At 69.8% G+C, this 16,469-nt stretch carries 12 protein-coding genes; 3 read left to right on the top strand and 9 right to left on the bottom strand.

From position 1 onward, the window contains the following. Nucleotides 1-64 precede the first annotated feature (64 nt). From IA22_RS0104880 to IA22_RS0104910, 7 genes are all read right to left on the bottom strand, one after another. Nucleotides 65-781, bottom strand: coding sequence for an ABC transporter ATP-binding protein (locus IA22_RS0104880; protein WP_014156832.1), 717 nt, complete (start codon nucleotides 779-781; stop codon nucleotides 65-67). Beyond that, nucleotides 778-1,656 (bottom strand): ABC transporter ATP-binding protein, encoded by an 879-nt coding sequence (locus IA22_RS0104885; protein ID WP_030122826.1) that lies wholly within the window; start codon nucleotides 1,654-1,656, stop codon nucleotides 778-780. The genes IA22_RS0104880 and IA22_RS0104885 overlap by 4 nt, the downstream gene beginning before the upstream one ends. Before the next feature lie 5 nt (nucleotides 1,657-1,661). Then, entirely contained in the window at nucleotides 1,662-3,392 is a 1,731-nt protein-coding gene (locus IA22_RS0104890; protein ID WP_030122827.1) for a branched-chain amino acid ABC transporter permease, read from the bottom strand. Between the two features lie 5 nt (nucleotides 3,393-3,397). Continuing rightward, a complete protein-coding gene (locus IA22_RS0104895) occupies nucleotides 3,398-4,330 on the bottom strand; it encodes a branched-chain amino acid ABC transporter permease (RefSeq protein ID WP_014156835.1) in 933 nt (310 codons plus the stop codon). Between the two features lie 98 nt (nucleotides 4,331-4,428). Then, nucleotides 4,429-5,664 (bottom strand): branched-chain amino acid ABC transporter substrate-binding protein, encoded by a 1,236-nt coding sequence (locus IA22_RS0104900; RefSeq protein WP_030122828.1) that lies wholly within the window; start codon nucleotides 5,662-5,664, stop codon nucleotides 4,429-4,431. A gap of 591 nt (nucleotides 5,665-6,255) precedes the next feature. Next, nucleotides 6,256-6,726, bottom strand: coding sequence for a PaaI family thioesterase (locus IA22_RS0104905; RefSeq protein WP_014156837.1), 471 nt, complete (start codon nucleotides 6,724-6,726; stop codon nucleotides 6,256-6,258). An 88-nt stretch (nucleotides 6,727-6,814) separates the two neighbouring features. Further along, a complete protein-coding gene (locus IA22_RS0104910; RefSeq protein ID WP_030122829.1) occupies nucleotides 6,815-9,085 on the bottom strand; it encodes an FdhF/YdeP family oxidoreductase in 2,271 nt (756 codons plus the stop codon). A gap of 213 nt (nucleotides 9,086-9,298) precedes the next feature. On the opposite strand from IA22_RS0104910, the gene polA reads away from it, so the two are divergent. After that, nucleotides 9,299-12,010: a DNA polymerase I gene (gene polA, locus IA22_RS0104915; protein ID WP_030122830.1), complete on the top strand. Its 2,712-nt coding sequence runs from the start codon at nucleotides 9,299-9,301 to the stop codon at nucleotides 12,008-12,010. A 35-nt stretch (nucleotides 12,011-12,045) separates the two neighbouring features. On the opposite strand, the gene IA22_RS0104920 is transcribed toward polA, so the two are convergent. Continuing rightward, entirely contained in the window at nucleotides 12,046-12,924 is an 879-nt protein-coding gene (locus tag IA22_RS0104920) for a DUF4184 family protein (RefSeq protein ID WP_030122831.1), read from the bottom strand. Nucleotides 12,925-13,110: 186 nt separating this feature from the next. Here IA22_RS0104920 and IA22_RS0104925 point away from each other — a divergent pair, with 186 nt between their 5' ends. Then, entirely contained in the window at nucleotides 13,111-14,808 is a 1,698-nt protein-coding gene (locus IA22_RS0104925; RefSeq protein ID WP_030122832.1) for a lytic transglycosylase domain-containing protein, read from the top strand. A 169-nt stretch (nucleotides 14,809-14,977) separates the two neighbouring features. Here the strand turns inward: IA22_RS0104925 and IA22_RS0104930 are convergent, their stop codons facing one another. Then, nucleotides 14,978-15,628: a TetR/AcrR family transcriptional regulator gene (locus tag IA22_RS0104930; RefSeq protein ID WP_234434582.1), complete on the bottom strand. Its 651-nt coding sequence runs from the start codon at nucleotides 15,626-15,628 to the stop codon at nucleotides 14,978-14,980. A 471-nt stretch (nucleotides 15,629-16,099) separates the two neighbouring features. Between IA22_RS0104930 and IA22_RS37470 the strand changes: the two genes are divergently transcribed. Continuing rightward, nucleotides 16,100-16,459 (top strand): hypothetical protein, encoded by a 360-nt coding sequence (locus IA22_RS37470; protein WP_234435333.1) that lies wholly within the window; start codon nucleotides 16,100-16,102, stop codon nucleotides 16,457-16,459. Nucleotides 16,460-16,469 lie beyond the last annotated feature (10 nt).

Below are 16,469 nucleotides of genomic sequence, written 5' to 3' on the forward strand. Positions count from 1 at the left end.
CGCGCACGGAGAAGGGCCCGCTCCCGGATGTCCGGGGGCGGGCCCTTGTCGTGGTGCCGGGTGCTCAGTCCTCGCCGAGGTAGGCCTTGCGGACCGACTCGTCGTGGAGGAGGTCGGCGCCCGTGCCGGAGAGGACGACCTTGCCGACCTCCATGACGTGGCCCTGGTCCGCGAGGGAGAGGGCCGCCTGGGCGTTCTGCTCGACGAGCAGGATCGTGGTGCCGGACGCCTTGAGTTCGACGATGGTCTCCATGATCTTCTGCATCATGATCGGGGAGAGGCCCATGGAGGGCTCGTCGAGCATGAGCAGTTTGGGCTGGGACATGAGTGCGCGTCCCATGGCGAGCATCTGCTGCTCGCCGCCGGAGAGGGTTCCGGCGGCCTGCTTCCGGCGTTCCCCGAGGATGGGGAAGAGGTCGTAGGCGCGCTGGATGTCCTTCTCGATGCCTGCCTTGTCGGTGCGGAGGAAGGCGCCGAGCTGGAGGTTCTCCGCGATGCTGAGGCGGGGGAAGATGTGGCGGCCTTCGGGGGAGTGGGCGAGGCCCAGTGCCACGATCTTGTGGGCGGGGATCCCGGTGAGGGGTTTCCCGTCGAAGAGGATCCGCCCGCCGGAGGGCTTGAGGAGGCCGGAGAGGGTGCGCAGGGTTGTGGTCTTGCCCGCGCCGTTGGTTCCGATGAGGGTGACGACCTGACCGGCCTCGACGGTGAAGGAGATTCCCTTGACGGCTTCGATCTTGCCGTAGGCGACCCTGAGGTCCTCGACCTCGAGCAGTGCGGTCACTGGCCTTCCCCTTCTGTGCTGGTGGTGCTTCCCGCGTTGTCCGCTGCGGCGGGTTCGGCATCGGGTGTGCCGGCCTTCTCGGGTGTGTCGCCTTCGAAGGGCGTGCCGAGGTAGGCGGCGACGACGCGTTCGTCGCCCTGGACGACCGCGGGTGTGCCTTCGACGAGTTTTTCGCCTTGGACGAGGCAGGCGACGCGGTCGCAGAGGTTGAAGATGAAGCGCATGTCGTGCTCGATGACGAGTACGGCGATGCCCATGTCCCGGATGGCGAAGATGAGTTCTTCGGTGACGCGGGTTTCCTGGGGGTTCATGCCCGCGGTGGGCTCGTCCAGGAGGAGGAGGCCGGGGTCGCTGGCGAGGGCGCGTGCGATCTCCAGCTTGCGCTGGTCTCCGTAGGGGAGGTTGCGTGCGAGGTGGTCGGCCTTGTCCTGCAGGCCGATGAACTCGAGGAGTTCCATGGCGCGTGCGTGGGACGCGGCTTCGGCCTTCTTGAATCCGGGGCCGCGGAGGAGGGCGGACCAGAGGCCTTCCTTGGTCCTGGTGTGGCGTCCGACGAGGACGTTCTCCAGGACGGTCATGTTGGCGAAGAGCCGGATGTTCTGGAAGGTCCGGGCGATGCCTGCCTGGGTGACGAGGTGGGGCTTGGGGGGCAGGACGGTGCCCTTGTAGCGCACCTTGCCCTCGGTGGGGACGTAGAGCCCGGTGAGGCAGTTGAAGAAGGTGGTCTTGCCCGCCCCGTTGGGGCCGATGAGACCGACGATTTCGCCTGCGTTGACCTTGAGGTCGACGTCGCGTACGGCGGTGAGGCCGCCGAAGCGCATGGTGACGCCGCTGGCGTCCAGGACGGGCGTGGTGGTCTCGGTGGTGGTCGTCATGTCGTTCACGCCCCCGCCTTCACGGTGCCGACGCCGGATTCGGGCAGTGTGCCTTCGGGCGTGTCGAGTTGGCCGGTCTCGTGGAATTCCAGCTGGGCGCGCCGGTTGGCGATGAGGCCTTCGGGGCGGAAGCGCATCAGCAGGATGAGTGCGAGGCCGAAGCCGAGAAGCTGGTAGTCCTGGAGGAACTGCAGCTTCGCGGGGATCATGTAGAGGAGGGTCGCGCCGATCAGGGGTCCGCTGATGGTTCCCATGCCGCCGAGGATGACTGCGGCGAGGAGGAAGGCGGAGTTGGGCGGCACGGGTCCGGCGAAGACGTACATCTCCGGGACGACGGTGCTCTGTACGTGGGCCTGGACGGTGCCGGCGAGGCCGGCGAGGGTGGCGCCGAGGGCGAAAGCGATGAGTTTGACGCGGAAGCCGTTGATGCCCATCGCGGTGGCGGCGGTCTCGTCCTCGCGGATGGCGACCCAGGCGCGGCCGATGCGGGAGCTGCCGGCGCGGCTGAAGACGAGGACCACGAGGATCATCGCGAGCAGCATGAGCAGGTAGTAGTTGGCGTATCCGCCGAGTTCGATGCCCAGGATCGTGTGGGATTCGCCGAAGTCGTATCCGAAGAAGACGAGGTCGGGGATGTTGGGTACGCCGTTGGGGCCGTTGGTGACCTGGGGTCCGGATACGCCGTCGAGGTTGCCGACGGTGATGCGGAAGATCTCGCCGAAGCCGAGGGTGACGATGGCGAGGTAGTCGCCGCGGAGCCGGAGGGTCGGTGCGCCGATGACGACGCCGAAGATGAGGGAGACGGCCGCTCCGGTGAGGACGGCTGCCCAGAAGGGGAAGTGGACGTCGAAGGCGGAGGCGGTGGTGCCGGAGACGAGTGCGGCGGTGTAGGCGCCGACGCCGAGGAAGGCGACGTATCCGAGGTCGAGGAGGCCGGCGAGGCCGACGACGATGTTCAGTCCGAGTGCGACCGTCGCGAAGATGAGGATGTTGACGGCGATGAGGGTGAACTGGTCGGTGGTCTGTGTGAAGGGGAATGCTGCTGCGGCCACGAATGCGGCGGCCACGGCGATGGAGCGGTATTTCGTGGTGAGCCCGGAGAGCCGGGCCATGAGGCCGGCTTTGAAGAGGGCGGTCACGGCGAAACCGGCGGTGATCATGTAGCCGGTGAAGAGTTCGGCGTATTCGGTGTCGATGCCGTAGGTGACGACGTAGAGCCCGGTGCCGAAGGCGGCGACGATGATGAGGATTTCGGCCCAGGAGGGGAGCTCCCGGGGGCGGGTGGCCTTGTGGGTGTCGTCGGGCAGGAGGAAGGCGATCAGGGGGATCGCGGAGGTCACTGCTGCGACGAAGCCGCCGGGTTCCAGGTTGACGATGCCGCCGAGTTCGACGGCGATGGCGACGACGGTGAACCAGGTGGTCGCGAAGGCGCCGAGGGCGAGGAGCCGGAGGGCTTTGGTGGTGCCGGTGGGGGCGAGCCAGCGGAGGCCGCGGATGTCGAGGGCGGCGAGTGCGTACAGGAGTACGAGGGCGCCTGCGACGAGGGTGAGGACCTGGAGGCCGCCGGGGTAGCCGTAGACGGTGAGGTCTCCGGGGAACTCGTCGGTGTAGGTCCACGACAGGAAGGTGCTGGCGATGGTCGCGACGCCGCCGAGGGCGGTGAGGCCGCGCAGCGCCTTGGTCCGGGAGGCGGTGGTGGCCGGTGTGGTGGCGGCGGTTGTGGTGTCGGTTGTCATGGTTCTCACGCCCGATCCGCGACGCGCTCGCCGAGCAGGCCTTGTGGCCTGACGAGGAGGACGACGATGAGAAGTACGAATGCCCAGACGTTGGCCCAGGCGCCGCCGCCGAGCTGCTGCATGCCGGGGATTTCTTCGATGTAGGCGATGGAGAGGGCTTCGGCGAGGCCGAGGACGACTCCGCCGACCATGGCGCCGTAGATGTTGCCGATTCCGCCGAGTACGGCGGCGGTGAAGGCTTTGAGTCCGAGGAGGAAGCCCATCTCGAAGTTGATCTGGCCCTTGTCGAGGCCGTAGGCGACGGCTGCGATGGCGGCGAACGCGGCTCCGATGGCGAAGGCCATCACGATGATGCGGTCGGTGTTGATGCCCATGAGCTTGGCCGTGTCGGGGTCCTGCGCGGTGGCCTGCATGGCGCGGCCGCTGCGGCTCTTGGCGACGAACATGCCGAGGGCGAGCATGCAGAGGGGGGCGAGGACGAGGATGAAGGCGTCTGCGCGCTGGAGGTAGAGGTTGTCGAAGATCTTGAACGACTCGCCCTTGAACTCCGGGAAGCTGCGCGGCTTCTTGGCGTCGGGGTAGAAGCCCCAGACAAGCTGCTGGAGGACGATCGAGAGGCCGATCGCGGTGATGAGGGGGGCCAGTCGTGGTGCGCCGCGCAGGGGGCGGTAGGCGAAGCGTTCCGCGGCTGTGGCTACGGCGACGGAGGCGATGGCGCCTCCGATGATCATGAGGGGTATGACCACCATGAGCGAGGTTCCGCTGGGGAGCGCGAGGTAGGTGGTGAGGGCGCCGAAGCCCCCGATCATGAAGATCTCGCCGTGGGCGAAATTGATGAGCTGGACGATGCCGTACACCATGGTGTACCCGATGGCTATGAGGCCATAGAGCGCGCCGAGTGCGAGGCCGTTCGCCAGCTGTTGCGGCAGTTCGTTCACCGCAGTGCCTCCGATGAGCTTGTCGGATATGACACCGCGCGAGGGCGCTGTTGCGCCCTCGCGCGGTCAGGAGCGTGTGCCGGGGTGGTGCTGGGTGATCAGTCCTCGAACGTGGCGCTCTTGACGTCCTTCCAGGCGCCCTTCTGGACCTCGTAGACGGTGAGCTGCTTGTTGGTGGTGTCACCGAACTCGTCGAAGGAGACCTTGCCGGTCACGCCGTCGAAGGAGACCTTGGCCATGGCCTCGGTGACCTTGGCGCGGGCGTCCTCGGGGAGCTTGCCGTCGTTGTCGGCGACGACGGCCTTGACGGCCTGGATGATGGCCCATCCGGCGTCGTAGGAGTAGCCGCCGTAGGCTGCGAACGGGTCCTTGTAGCCGCCGGCGTTGTAGTCCGAGATGAACTGCTTGGCGGTCGGGAGGGCCTCGACGGGGTAGCCGACGGAGGTGGCGAAGTCGCCGTCGTTGGCCTCACCGGAGGCGCTGATGAAGGCGGGGTCGTAGATGCCGTCGCCGCCCATGGTGGGGATCTTGGCGCCGGTCTTCTTGATCTGGTCGGAGAGCAGGCCGCCCTCGGGGTACTGGCCGCCGTAGTAGACGGAGTCGGCGCCGGAGCTCTTGACCTTGTCGGCGGTGCTGGAGAAGTCGGTCTCCTTCACCGTGACGTGGTCGGTGCCGACGACCTTGCCGCCGAGGCGCGTGAACTCCGCGGAGAAGATCGCGGCGAGGCCGGCGCCGTAGGTCTGCTTGTCGTCGACGACGTAGACCTTCTTCTTCTTCGCGTCGTTGAAGAGGTACTGGGCGGCGAACTTGCCCTGGACGACGTCCGTGGCGCAGGTGCGGAAGTAGGTCTTGAAGACGCGCTTGGAGTCGCCCTTGCCCCAGTTGTCGCCCTGGCTGAGGGCGGGGTTGGTGTTGGCGGGGGAGACCTGGGCCATGTCGGCCTTCTCGAAGACGCCCTGCATGGACTGGGCGACGCCGGAGTTCAGCGGGCCGACGGCTCCGAGGACGTCCTTGTTGCCGACGAGCTTGGTGGCGTTGGCCTGTCCGGAGGCGGGGACGGCCTGGTCGTCGAGGGCTTCGATCTTGAACTCGATGCCGGGGACCTCGTTGTTCTTGTTCGCGGTCTTGGCCGCGAGGTCCACGGAGTTCTTGATGCCCTGGCCGAGCGCGGAGAGGGATCCGGTCAGCGGGGCGTCGACACCGATGACGACGGTGGTCTTGCTGCCGCTGTCGCTGTTGCCCTTGCTGTCGTCGTCGCGCGATCCGCAGGCGGTGAGAGTCAGTGCGCCTGTGGTGAGCACTGTGGTGAGGATGAGCAAAGAACGGTGTCGCACGAAAGGTCCTTTCCCTGGCGCGGCCTCCTCTGCTGAGGTGCCGTGACGATCGCCGGGCCGTACTGGTCGAGACAGGGCCGTGCAGCAGACGCGCCCGGCGGCGCGGTGACTGGCCGTGACTCTATGGGCAGGTGCGGGGGTGCGGGACAGGTCCGCTGATGATGTGACTGTCTTGTTATGCCGTGGGGAAGGCTTGTTGGCCGCAGTGTGGAGGTGTACGGCTTTTGCCCCGGCGGCGGAGTGACCGCATGGTGAGAACCCGCAGCTCTGCTAAGGGGCTTGGGGCGATCTTGGTGCTGTCGCGCGAATCGGGGCGCAAGGGGCGTGGCGCGGATCGGCCGGCTGGCCCGGGGCGTGCGCGTGACGCATTTCGTGTATTGCACACATGTTACGGAGTGTTACATGTGTGGGATATGTGAGAGGCCTCGGGGAGGTGGTTTGGCTGTTGAAGTGGCTCATGGAACGGGCTTGACGGTCAAGGGTGTTGACCCTGTGTGTCCGCCAAGTCCTGTGTTTTGCTTCGGATATGGGTCTGCCCGGTCCGGAATGCGGTGAGCATCCGGCCGGGCAGCGGGGTGTTGAGGGGGTGGGTCAGCCTGCGGTGGGGCCGGCCGCGTCGCGGAGCAGGCAGGTGAGGCGGGCGGTGCAGACCCGCTTGTCATGCTCGTCCGTGACGACGATCTCGTACGTGGCGGTGGAGCGACCGCGGTGCACGGGGGTGGCGACGCCCGTGACGAGGCCGCTGCGGACGCCCCGGTGGTGGGTGCAGTTGAGGTCGACGCCGACGGCGATCTTGGTGGCGCCGCCGTGCAGCATACTCCCGATGGAGCCGAGGGTCTCGGCGAGGACGGCGGAGGCGCCGCCGTGGAGCAGTCCGTAGGGCTGGGTGTTGCCTTCGACGGGCATGGTGCCGACGACGCGCTCGGCGGACGCTTCGACGATCGTGACCCCCATGCGCTCGCCGAGGTGTCCGGCGGAGAAGAGTGCGGGGAGGTCGACGCCGAGTGCCGCGTACTCGTCGATGATCTCCTGGGGGAACGTGGGTGCGGTGTGCTCGCCCATGGGGTCCGGCTCCGATCGTGTGCGGTCGTCCGTTGCTGTGTGCACTGTTCTTATCAGACGGCTGAGCGTCCGCTTAGTGATCTGCGGCTCACGGCGTCTCGAACCGGACGACGACCGATTTGCTGGCCGGGGTGTTGCTGGTGTCCGCGGTGGCGTCCAGGGGGACGAGCACGTTGGTCTCCGGGTAGTAGGCGGCGGCGCAGCCGCGTGCGGTGGGGTAGTGGACGACGCGGAAGCCGGGGGCGCGGCGTTCGACGCCGTCCTTCCACTCGCTCACGAGGTCGGTGTAGGAGCCGTCGGCGAGTCCGAGGTCCTGGGCGTCCTGGGGGTTGACCATGACGATGCGGCGGCCGCCCTTGATGCCGCGGTAGCGGTCGTCGAGGCCGTAGATCGTGGTGTTGTACTGGTCGTGGGAGCGCAGGGTCTGGAGCAGGAGCCGGCCCTCGGGGAGTTCGGGGTACTCGACCGGTGCGGCGGTGAAGTTCGCCTTGCCGGTGGCGGTGGGGAAGCGGCGTTCGTCGCGGGGCGCGTGGGGGAGGGTGAATCCGCCGGGCCGGGCGACGCGGGCGTTGAAGTCCTCGAAGCCGGGGACGACGCGGGAGATACGGTCGCGGATCGTGCCGTAGTCCTTCTCGAAGTCCTCCCACGGGGTGGTGGAGGCGGGGCCGAGGACGGCGCGGGCGAGGCGGGCGACGATCGCGGGTTCGGAGAGCAGGTGGGGGCTCGCGGGGGCGAGGTTGCCGCGTGAGGCGTGGACCATGCCCATGGAGTCCTCGACGGTGACGAACTGCTTCCCGCCGGCCTGGACGTCCTTGTCGGTGCGTCCGAGCGTGGGCAGGATCAGGGCGCGGATGCCGGTGACGGCGTGCGAGCGGTTGAGCTTGGTCGAGACGTGGACGGTGAGGCGTGCCCGGCGCATGGCCGCCTCGGTGACGGCGGTGTCGGGGGTGGCGCCGACGAAGTTGCCGCCCATGGCGAAGAAGACCTTGGCGTCGCCGTCGCGCAGCGCCTGGATGGACCGTACGACGTCGTAGCCGTGGTGCCGGGGCGAGGTGATGCCGAATTCCCGGTCGAGAGCGTCGAGGAAGGCGGGGGCGGGGCGTTCGAAGATGCCCATGGTGCGGTCGCCCTGGACGTTGGAGTGGCCGCGCACGGGGCAGACGCCGGCGCCGGGCCTGCCGATGTTGCCGCGCAGCAGGAGGAAGTTGACGACCTCGCGGATGGTCGGCACGGAGTGCTTGTGCTGGGTGAGGCCCATGGCCCAGCAGACGATGGTGCGTTCCGAGGCGAGGACCATCGAGAGCGCCTGCTCGATGGTGGCGCGGTCGAGGCCGGTGGCGGTGAGGGTCTCGTCCCAGTCGGCCGCGCGGGCGGCCTGGACGAACTCCTCGTAGCCGTGGGTGTGCTCGGCGACGAAGCCGGTGTCGACCGCTCCGTCGGCCTCGATGATCATTTTGTTGAGGAGGCGGAAGAGCGCCTGGTCGCCGCCGATGCGGATCTGGAGGAAGAGGTCGGTGAGGGCGGCGCCCTTGAGCATGCCTCGGGCCGTCTGGGGGTTCTTGAACCGTTCGAGGCCGGCTTCGGGCAGCGGGTTCACCGAGATGATCTTCGCCCCGGCTGCCTTGGCCTGTTCGAGGGCCGAGAGCATCCGGGGGTGGTTGGTGCCGGGGTTCTGCCCGGCGACGATGATCAGGTCGGCCTGGTGGAGGTCCTCGAGGCTGACGCTGCCCTTGCCGATCCCGATGGTCTCGGTGAGGGCCGAGCCGGACGACTCGTGGCACATGTTGGAGCAGTCGGGCAGGTTGTTGGTGCCGAACTCGCGGGCGAGGAGCTGGAGGAGGAACGCCGCCTCGTTGCTGGTGCGGCCCGAGGTGTAGAAGAGCGCCTCGTCGGGGGAGGAGAGGGCGGTGAGCTCCTCGGCGATGATCTCGAAGGCGCGTTCCCAGGTCACGGCCTCGTACCGGTCGGCGCCCTCGGGCAGGTACACGGGCTGGGTGATGCGTCCCTGCTGTCCGAGCCAGTAACCGCTGCGGGTGCCGAGGTCGGCGACGGGGTGGGCGGCGAAGAAGTCGGGGGTGACGCGGCGCAGGGTCGCCTCCTCGGCGACGGCCTTGGCGCCGTTCTCGCAGAACTCGGCCGTGTGGCGTTTGTCGCCCTCGGGCCAGGCGCAGCCGGGGCAGTCGAAGCCGTCCTTCTGGTTGACCTTGAGGAGGGTCTGCGCGGTGCGGCGGACGCCCATCTGCTGCTGGGCGATGCGCAGGGTGTGGGCGACGGCGGGCAGTCCGGCGGCGGAGTGCTGGACCGGGTCGATCTGCGGCGCGTCCTGGACCGGGTCTCCGGTCGGGGGCTTGGCTGCCATGGTGCTCCCCTTCGAGCGCTTGCGGGGGGCGCGCTCACGTCCTCGCGCGCCCTGTCACGTCTTCTACGCCTTCACTGCCTTCGATCCTGTCATGCACGCGTGCCGGGTCACCCCGAGGGGGAAAGGGGTGGCCGTTCGGGAGGGTGTGCGTGGTGGAGGGGCCCGGGTGGCGGCCGGTCCGGAATGTCAGTGGTCCGTGGCAGGATCGGGGGCGTGGCTGAGACGGCATCGAAGAAGACGGCAGACAACCGACCGCGCCTGCTCCTGATGGACGGGCACTCCCTGGCTTACCGGGCGTTCTTCGCCCTGCCCGCGGAGAATTTCACGACGGCGACGGGGCAGCCGACGAATGCCGTGTACGGCTTCATGTCGATGCTGGCGAACACGCTGCGCGACGAGGCGCCCACGCATTTCGCCGTCGCGTTCGACGTGTCCCGCAAGACGTGGCGTGCGCAGGAGTTCCCCGAGTACAAGGCGAACCGTTCGAAGACCCCCGACGAGTTCAAGGGCCAGGTCGAGCTCATCGGTGAGCTGCTGGACGCGATGCGCGCCGACCGGTTCGCGGTGGACGGTTTCGAGGCGGACGACGTCATCGCGACGCTGGCCACGCAGGCCGAGGCGGCCGGCTTCGAGGTGCTGATCGTCACAGGTGACCGGGACTCGTTCCAGCTGATCACGGACAACGTCACGGTGCTCTACCCGACGAAGGGCGTCTCGGAGCTGACGCGCTTCACCCCGGAGAAGGTCCAGGAGAAGTACGGGCTCACGCCGAGCCAGTATCCGGACTTCGCGGCGCTGCGCGGCGACCCGTCGGACAACCTTCCCGGTATCCCCGGCGTGGGCGAGAAGACGGCGGCGAAGTGGATCAACCAGTTCGGGTCGTTCGCGGAGCTGGTCGAGCGCGCCGACGAGGTGAAGGGCAAGGCCGGCCAGAATTTCCGGGACCACCTGGACGCGGTGAAGATGAACCGCGTGCTGACCGAGATGGTCCGTGACGTGGAGCTGCCGAAGGTTCCGGCGGAGCTGGAGCGCGCCCCGTACGACCGCACGGCGGTCACGGGCGTGCTGGACGTCCTGGAGATCCGTAACCCGAGCCTGCGTGAGCGGCTGCTCGCGGTCGACCCGGGTGCGGAGGAGGCCGGTCCGCCGGAGCCGGCGGCCGGGATCGAGCTGGACGGCGTGGTGCTGGGGTCCGGGGAGGTCGCCCCGTGGCTGGAGGCCCGTGCCGGGCAGCCGCTCGGTGTGATGACCGTCGACACGTGGTCCCTGGGCTGCGGCACGGTCACGGAGATCGCGCTCGCCGCCGCCGACGGGGCCGCCGCCTGGCTGGATCCGGCGGAGCTCGCGGAGGCCGACGAGCAGGCCCTCGCCGCGTGGCTCGCGGACCCGGGGCAGCCCAAGGTTCTGCACAACGCCAAGAACGCCCTGCGGGTCCTTCCCGAGCAGGGCTGGCGGCTCGAGGGCATCTCCATGGACACGGCGCTCGCCGCCTATCTGGTCAAGCCGGGCCGCCGCTCCTTCGCCCTGGACGCGCTGGCCGTGGAGTACCTCGGACGGGAGCTGGCCCCGGCTCCCGCGTCCGACGGGCAGCTGGCCTTCGGCGCGGACGACCGTGCGGAGGCCGACGCCCTCATGGCGCAGGCCCGCGCGGTGCTGGACCTCGGGGACGCGTTCACGACGCGTCTGAAGGAGGCCGGCGCCACCGAGCTGCTGTACGACATGGAGCTGCCGACGTCGATCATGCTGGCCCGCCTGGAGCGGCACGGCATCGCCGCCGACCGGGCCCATCTGGAGTCCATGGAGCAGCAGTTCGCCGGTGCGGTGCAGCAGGCGGTGCAGGAGGCGCACGCCGCGGTGGGCCGTGAGTTCAACCTCGGCTCGCCCAAGCAGCTCCAGGAGGTCCTCTTCGGCGAGCTGGCCCTGCCGAAGACCAAGAAGACCAAGACGGGTTACACGACGGACGCGGACGCGCTGGCCTGGCTGGCCGCGCAGACCGAGCACGAGCTGCCGGTCATCATGCTGCGCCACCGCGAGCAGGCGAAGCTGCGGGTCACCGTCGAGGGCCTGATCAAGACGATCGCCGCGGACGGCCGGATCCACACCACCTTCAACCAGACGGTCGCGGCGACGGGCCGGCTCTCCTCCACCGACCCCAACCTGCAGAACATCCCCGTCCGCACGGACGAGGGGCGGGCGATCCGCCGTGGGTTCGTCGTCGGCGAGGGCTTCGAGACGCTGATGACGGCCGACTACAGCCAGATCGAGCTGCGGGTGATGGCGCACCTCTCCGAGGACGCCGGTCTGATCGAGGCGTTCACCTCCGGGGAGGACCTGCACACGACGGTCGCCTCGCAGGTCTTCGGCGTCGAGAAGTCGGCCGTCGACGCGGAGATGCGCCGCAAGATCAAGGCGATGTCGTACGGCCTGGCCTACGGGCTCTCCGCGTTCGGTCTCTCCCAGCAGCTGAACATCGAGGCCGGCGAGGCGCGCGGGCTGATGGACACCTACTTCCTGCGGTTCGGCGGGGTGCGCGACTACCTCCACCGGGTCGTGGAGGAAGCCAGGTCCACCGGGTACACCGAGACGATCCTCGGCCGGCGCCGCTATCTTCCGGACCTCAACAGCGACAACCGTCAGCGGCGCGAGGCCGCCGAGCGGATGGCGCTCAACGCCCCGATCCAGGGGACGGCCGCCGACATCGTGAAGGTCGCGATGCTCAAGGTGGACCGTGCGCTGACGGAGGCGGAGCTGACATCACGGATGCTGCTCCAGGTCCACGACGAAATCGTCCTGGAGATCGCGAAGGGCGAGCGGGAGCAGGTCGAGGAGATCCTGCGCCGCGAGATGTCCACGGCGGTCGAGCTCCGCGCGCCGCTGGACGTGTCGGTGGGAGTGGGCAGGGACTGGGAGACCGCCGCGCACTAGCTCCCGGCGGGGGAGGGCCCGGCACCGCGACGGTCTCAGCCGGCGTGGCGGCCCGCCGGGCGGGCCGCCGCGGTGTCCGCGCGCGGGCCGTCCGGCGGCGGGGGCCCGGACGGCCCGCGCCGCAGCAGCCGCATCCACGCCCCGTACAGCACCAGCCCGGCCGCCAGGCCCGCGCCGGCGCCGAAGCAGGCCGTCGGGATGATGTCGAGCGGTGTGTCGATGTGTCCGAACCAGGCATACCAGCGGGCGCACCGGTGGACGATCCCCAGGAGGACGCACAGCGCGAGGAGCGCCCCGGCCCACCCGCGTTCGCCCCGGGTCAGCACCGGCACGGACTCCAATACGGGGACGGGTCCGATGCGCCGCAGACCCGTGTACGCGAACCAGGCCAGGACCGTCAGGGCCACGGCCGAACTGCCGTACTGCACGACCTGGAACACCGGGTGGCCGCCGACGCTCCCGTTCAGGGCGGGGACCAGGTCGGTGCCCCACCGGTCGTGGTGCGTGAAGGCGTCCCACACGACGTGGGTTCCCGAGCCGATCACCGCGGACAGGGCGAACCAGGCGCCCTCGGCGAGGGCCGGACGGCCGGGCCGGCGGGGCGTGCCCCGCAGGAAGGTGTGCACGCGTCCCCGCGCCGCCCGGGGCAGCAGCGCGACGAGCGGTTCGCGCAGCATCAGCCACAGTGCCACCAGGGCGCCTGTGACGAGGACGTCCACGGTGAACACTCCCCACACGGAATGTGTCACCTCGCCGAATTCCATGGCTCCGGGGACGGCCGTGTCCGCGTAGTACGTCAGGTCGGGCGCGAACGATCCGGCGACGAGCGCGGAGGCGACGAGGGGTCCACGGCCCCGTCCGGACCTGCGGATCCCCGGGAGCACGGCTGCGGCGTGGCTGAGCGTGAACGGCATGACGGCAAGTATGCGTGAGCCCGGGTCACCTCCTCGGGGCACACCGGTGACTTGACGGCAGGGAAGCTGAGAAACCGGTAAGAAGCGGTCACGGACCAGTGTTCGGGCGGCGGGAGTTGCCGTAGGGTCGCCTGAGTCCTCGCGCTGGGGAGCGCGGGCATCCGTCGACGGGGAGGACCGACACGTATGGCAGCGCAATTCGGCCGCAGACTGCGCAGAGGGGCCACCACCACGGCGGTGGCCGCGGCCGCGGTGGCGGCTCTCTCCGCCTCCCAGGCTCCCGCGGCACCCCAGTCCGACACCGCCGCGGGCGACCAGGCCGCAGCCGGTGCGACGCCGTCCGGCGACAGCGCGGCCACGGGCAACTCGCCCTACCACACGGACCTTCCGCCCCTGAACACGCCCAACAAGCCGGGTGCGTCGGTGAATCTGCCGGTGACCGGCAGTGCGGAGGCCGGTATACCCGCCTCGGTCCTGGCCGCGTACAAGAGGGCGGAGCAGGAGCTCGCGGCAACCGACGCCGCGTGCCGTCTGCCGTGGCAGCTGCTCGCCGCGATCGGCAAGGTCGAGTCGGGACAGGCCCGCGGGGGCAAGGTCGACGCGAACGGCACCACCCTCTCCCCGATCCTCGGTCCGGCCCTCAACGGGCAGGGCTTCGCGCTCATCAAGGACACCGACGGCGGGGCGTACGACGGCGACTCGACCCACGACCGCGCCGTCGGCCCGATGCAGTTCATCCCGTCCACCTGGGCCACCTGGGGCCAGGACGGCAACGGCGACGGACGCAAGGACCCCAACAACATCCACGACGCCGCGCTCGCGGCGGGGCGCTACCTCTGTGCCGGGACCCGCGACCTCTCGGTCGCCGCGGACCTCGACCGGGCGGTGCTGAGCTACAACCACTCGACCGAGTACCTGCGCACGGTGCGCTCCTGGTTCGACTACTACAAGCGCGGCACCCACGAGGTCCCGGACGGCACCGGAGTGCTCCCGGCGGACACGGGCGGCGGCACCACGTCCCCGTTCCCCACGCCCACGCCGACGACCGGCACCCCTGGCGGCGGTACGTCCCCGAGCCCCACCCCGAGCCCCTCGAAGCCCGGCGGCGGTAAGTCCCCGAGCCCGGGCACCTCGACTCCTCCCACCACGAAGCCGCCCACGACGAAACCGCCGACGCCGACGCCCACCCCGTCGGAGACCTTCGGCAGCCTCGAGGACGCGGGCACCGGAACCCTCACCGCCACGGCGGGCGAGGCGTTCGGCGAGCGTGTGACGGTCCGGGCCAAGAACAAGCTGGGCAAGCCGCTCGCCAGGACCTCGGTCACCTTCGCCGTCGTCGGAGCGACGGACGCCCGCTTCGCCGACGGGAAGAGCACCGTGACCCTGAGGACCGGAGCCGACGGCACCGTCACCGCACCCGTCCTGACGGCAGGGGAGAAGACGGGTGTCTTCAAGGTGACGGCGGTCGCCGGGACCACCCAGCCGCGCGCCCTCTCCTGGACCGCGAACGTCACCGCCCGGGTCGCGGACACCATCGCCCTGACCGGTGACAAGGCCCTGACGGCCGCCCCCGGTGCCGAGTTCACCGACCGTGTCGAGGTCAGGACCACGTACAAGGGTACGGGCGTCGCCAACACCGCGGTCACCGCCACGATGATCACCGACGCCGGGACGCCCGCCGAGAACGACAAGGGCCCGTACTTCGAGGACGCGGCCGGTGATCCCGTCCGTACGCTGAACCTGACGACCGGCGCCGACGGGGTCCTGGAACTCCCCGAGATCTACGCCGACGACACCGAGGGCACCTACACCCTGCGGCTCACCACCGCGAGCGGTGCCACGGTGACCGTCGAGCTGAAGGTCGAGGCCGCCCCCGCGGCCTGACCGCGAGGGGCCGGCCGTTACGCCCGGCCGGCCCGCCGGGCGCGCGAACCTCTGGACGTGCGCCCGGCGGACGCGCTCGGAGTGCCCTGCCCTGCCGCCCCGGGCTTCCAGGGCGGGGCCGCGGGTGGCACGTCGGGATCGGCCGTACGTCGCTCCGCCCGCCGCCGGTTCAGGTGCGAGGGGCCTCGCCGCGGCCGGGTGTGAGGAGGTAGGCGGTCGCCATGTCGCCGAGCTCCTGCGCGTACCGGCGTCGGGCCGCCTCGTCCGCGGCGGGGTCGGGCCGCACCGAGTTGTGGAAGCAGGCGCCGAGGATCGCGCGGGCCGCGGTGTCCAGCGCCGCCGCCGGGTCGGAGCGCCGGATCATGTGTGCGTAGGGGGCCGCCGCTTCCAGCAGCAGGCGGTGGAGCTCGGTGATGGTGCGGGCCCCGCGGTCCAGGGCGTCGGTCGCGCGCGCCCGCAGCAGCTCGGGGAACAGGTTGCTGCTGTCGGCGAACGACTGCAGCAGCGCGTGCGCGTAGGCGTCCATGACGCCGGGGAGTGACGCGTCCGCCGAGCGGAGTCGCTCGGCCACGTACTCCTCGCGTCGTTCCAGCATCCGCTCCGTCAGGGCGGTGATCAGCTGCTCCTTGCCGTCGAAGCGCCGGTAGATCGACCCGACGGCCACACCGGCGCGCTCCGCGACGCCCGCGATCGTCATCTCCTCCAGGCCGTCCGAGGCGGCGATCTCCTCCGCCGCCCGCAGGATGCGAGCCAGCGTCACGGCGCTCCGGGCCTGCCGGGGCTCCCGGTAGGGCACGGGACGCTTCGGCTCATCGGTCATGGCCCGCATCGTATCGGCGGTGATCGGGGCGGATTTCCTTGACATCCGGCGGACTCCTGCGGCTAACTGGATGCGAACGTGAATTCACATTCGCGTCTGACTTTCACATCTGGAGGTTCTCGGGAATGACCGGTGACCTGAATCCCTCACCCGTGGCCGTCACACTCACCTCGGGGCCCGCCGGCCCGGGGAGCATCGACGACTTCGAGCTGTTCTACGCCCGCCGCGCCCTGCACCGCTTCAGGGCGCGGCTCGGACGCCAGGGCCTGCTCGACCTGCTGGCCGCGGACATCGAGGAGGGCAACGCCCTCCTGCGGGAGAGCGCCCGCGCCTCCGACGGCACCTTCCAGGGGGGGCACGACGGTCCTGACGGCACGGGGCCTCTCGTCGGCCGAGTTCCTGGGCTGGACGGACAAGGCCTTCGCAGCCGACGAGAACGCACTGCTCGACGCGCACCCCGAGCACTACGTGATGGCCCCCGAGGCCGACGGATCGTTCCACGTGGTGGAGAACATCGGCCCCCACGTCTGTTCCTTCTTCATGGGGGGCTGGGGAACGGACGCGATGGCGTGGGCGGCCGACGCGGAGGAACTGCTCCCGGAGCCGGAGTTCCCGCACAAGATGTCCTCGAACCTCTTTCTCGCCGACGGCACGGTCGTCGGACGGGCGCTGACCCAGTTCGGTGACACCGCCGAAGGCTTCACCGCGAGCCTGACGGTCCATGTGCCGGCCGCGTGCCCGCAGGACGTCCTGGAGCACCACCTGCGGCACTACGCCGTCGAGTTCAGGAACTGGATCCTCGCCGCGGCGACGAGCGTCCGGGCCCGTTGAGCCCGACGCC

The sequence above is a fragment of the Kitasatospora papulosa genome, from assembly GCF_000717245.1.
Classification (GTDB): domain Bacteria; phylum Actinomycetota; class Actinomycetes; order Streptomycetales; family Streptomycetaceae; genus Streptomyces; species Streptomyces papulosus.

Excerpts from the sequence above, each read along its gene's own strand:
- IA22_RS0104905 (WP_014156837.1), bottom strand. The coding sequence starts at position 6,726 with ATGGGCGAGCACACCGCACCCACGTTCCCCCAGGAGATCATCGACGAG.
- IA22_RS0104925 (WP_030122832.1), top strand. The coding sequence starts at position 13,111 with ATGGCAGCGCAATTCGGCCGCAGACTGCGCAGAGGGGCCACCACCACG.
- IA22_RS0104890 (WP_030122827.1), bottom strand. The coding sequence starts at position 3,392 with ATGACAACCGACACCACAACCGCCGCCACCACACCGGCCACCACCGCC.
- IA22_RS0104920 (WP_030122831.1), bottom strand. The coding sequence starts at position 12,924 with ATGCCGTTCACGCTCAGCCACGCCGCAGCCGTGCTCCCGGGGATCCGC.
- IA22_RS0104910 (WP_030122829.1), bottom strand. The coding sequence starts at position 9,085 with ATGGCAGCCAAGCCCCCGACCGGAGACCCGGTCCAGGACGCGCCGCAG.
- IA22_RS0104930 (WP_234434582.1), bottom strand. The coding sequence starts at position 15,628 with ATGACCGATGAGCCGAAGCGTCCCGTGCCCTACCGGGAGCCCCGGCAG.
- IA22_RS0104885 (WP_030122826.1), bottom strand. The coding sequence starts at position 1,656 with ATGACGACCACCACCGAGACCACCACGCCCGTCCTGGACGCCAGCGGC.
- IA22_RS37470 (WP_234435333.1), top strand. The coding sequence starts at position 16,100 with ATGGCCCCCGAGGCCGACGGATCGTTCCACGTGGTGGAGAACATCGGC.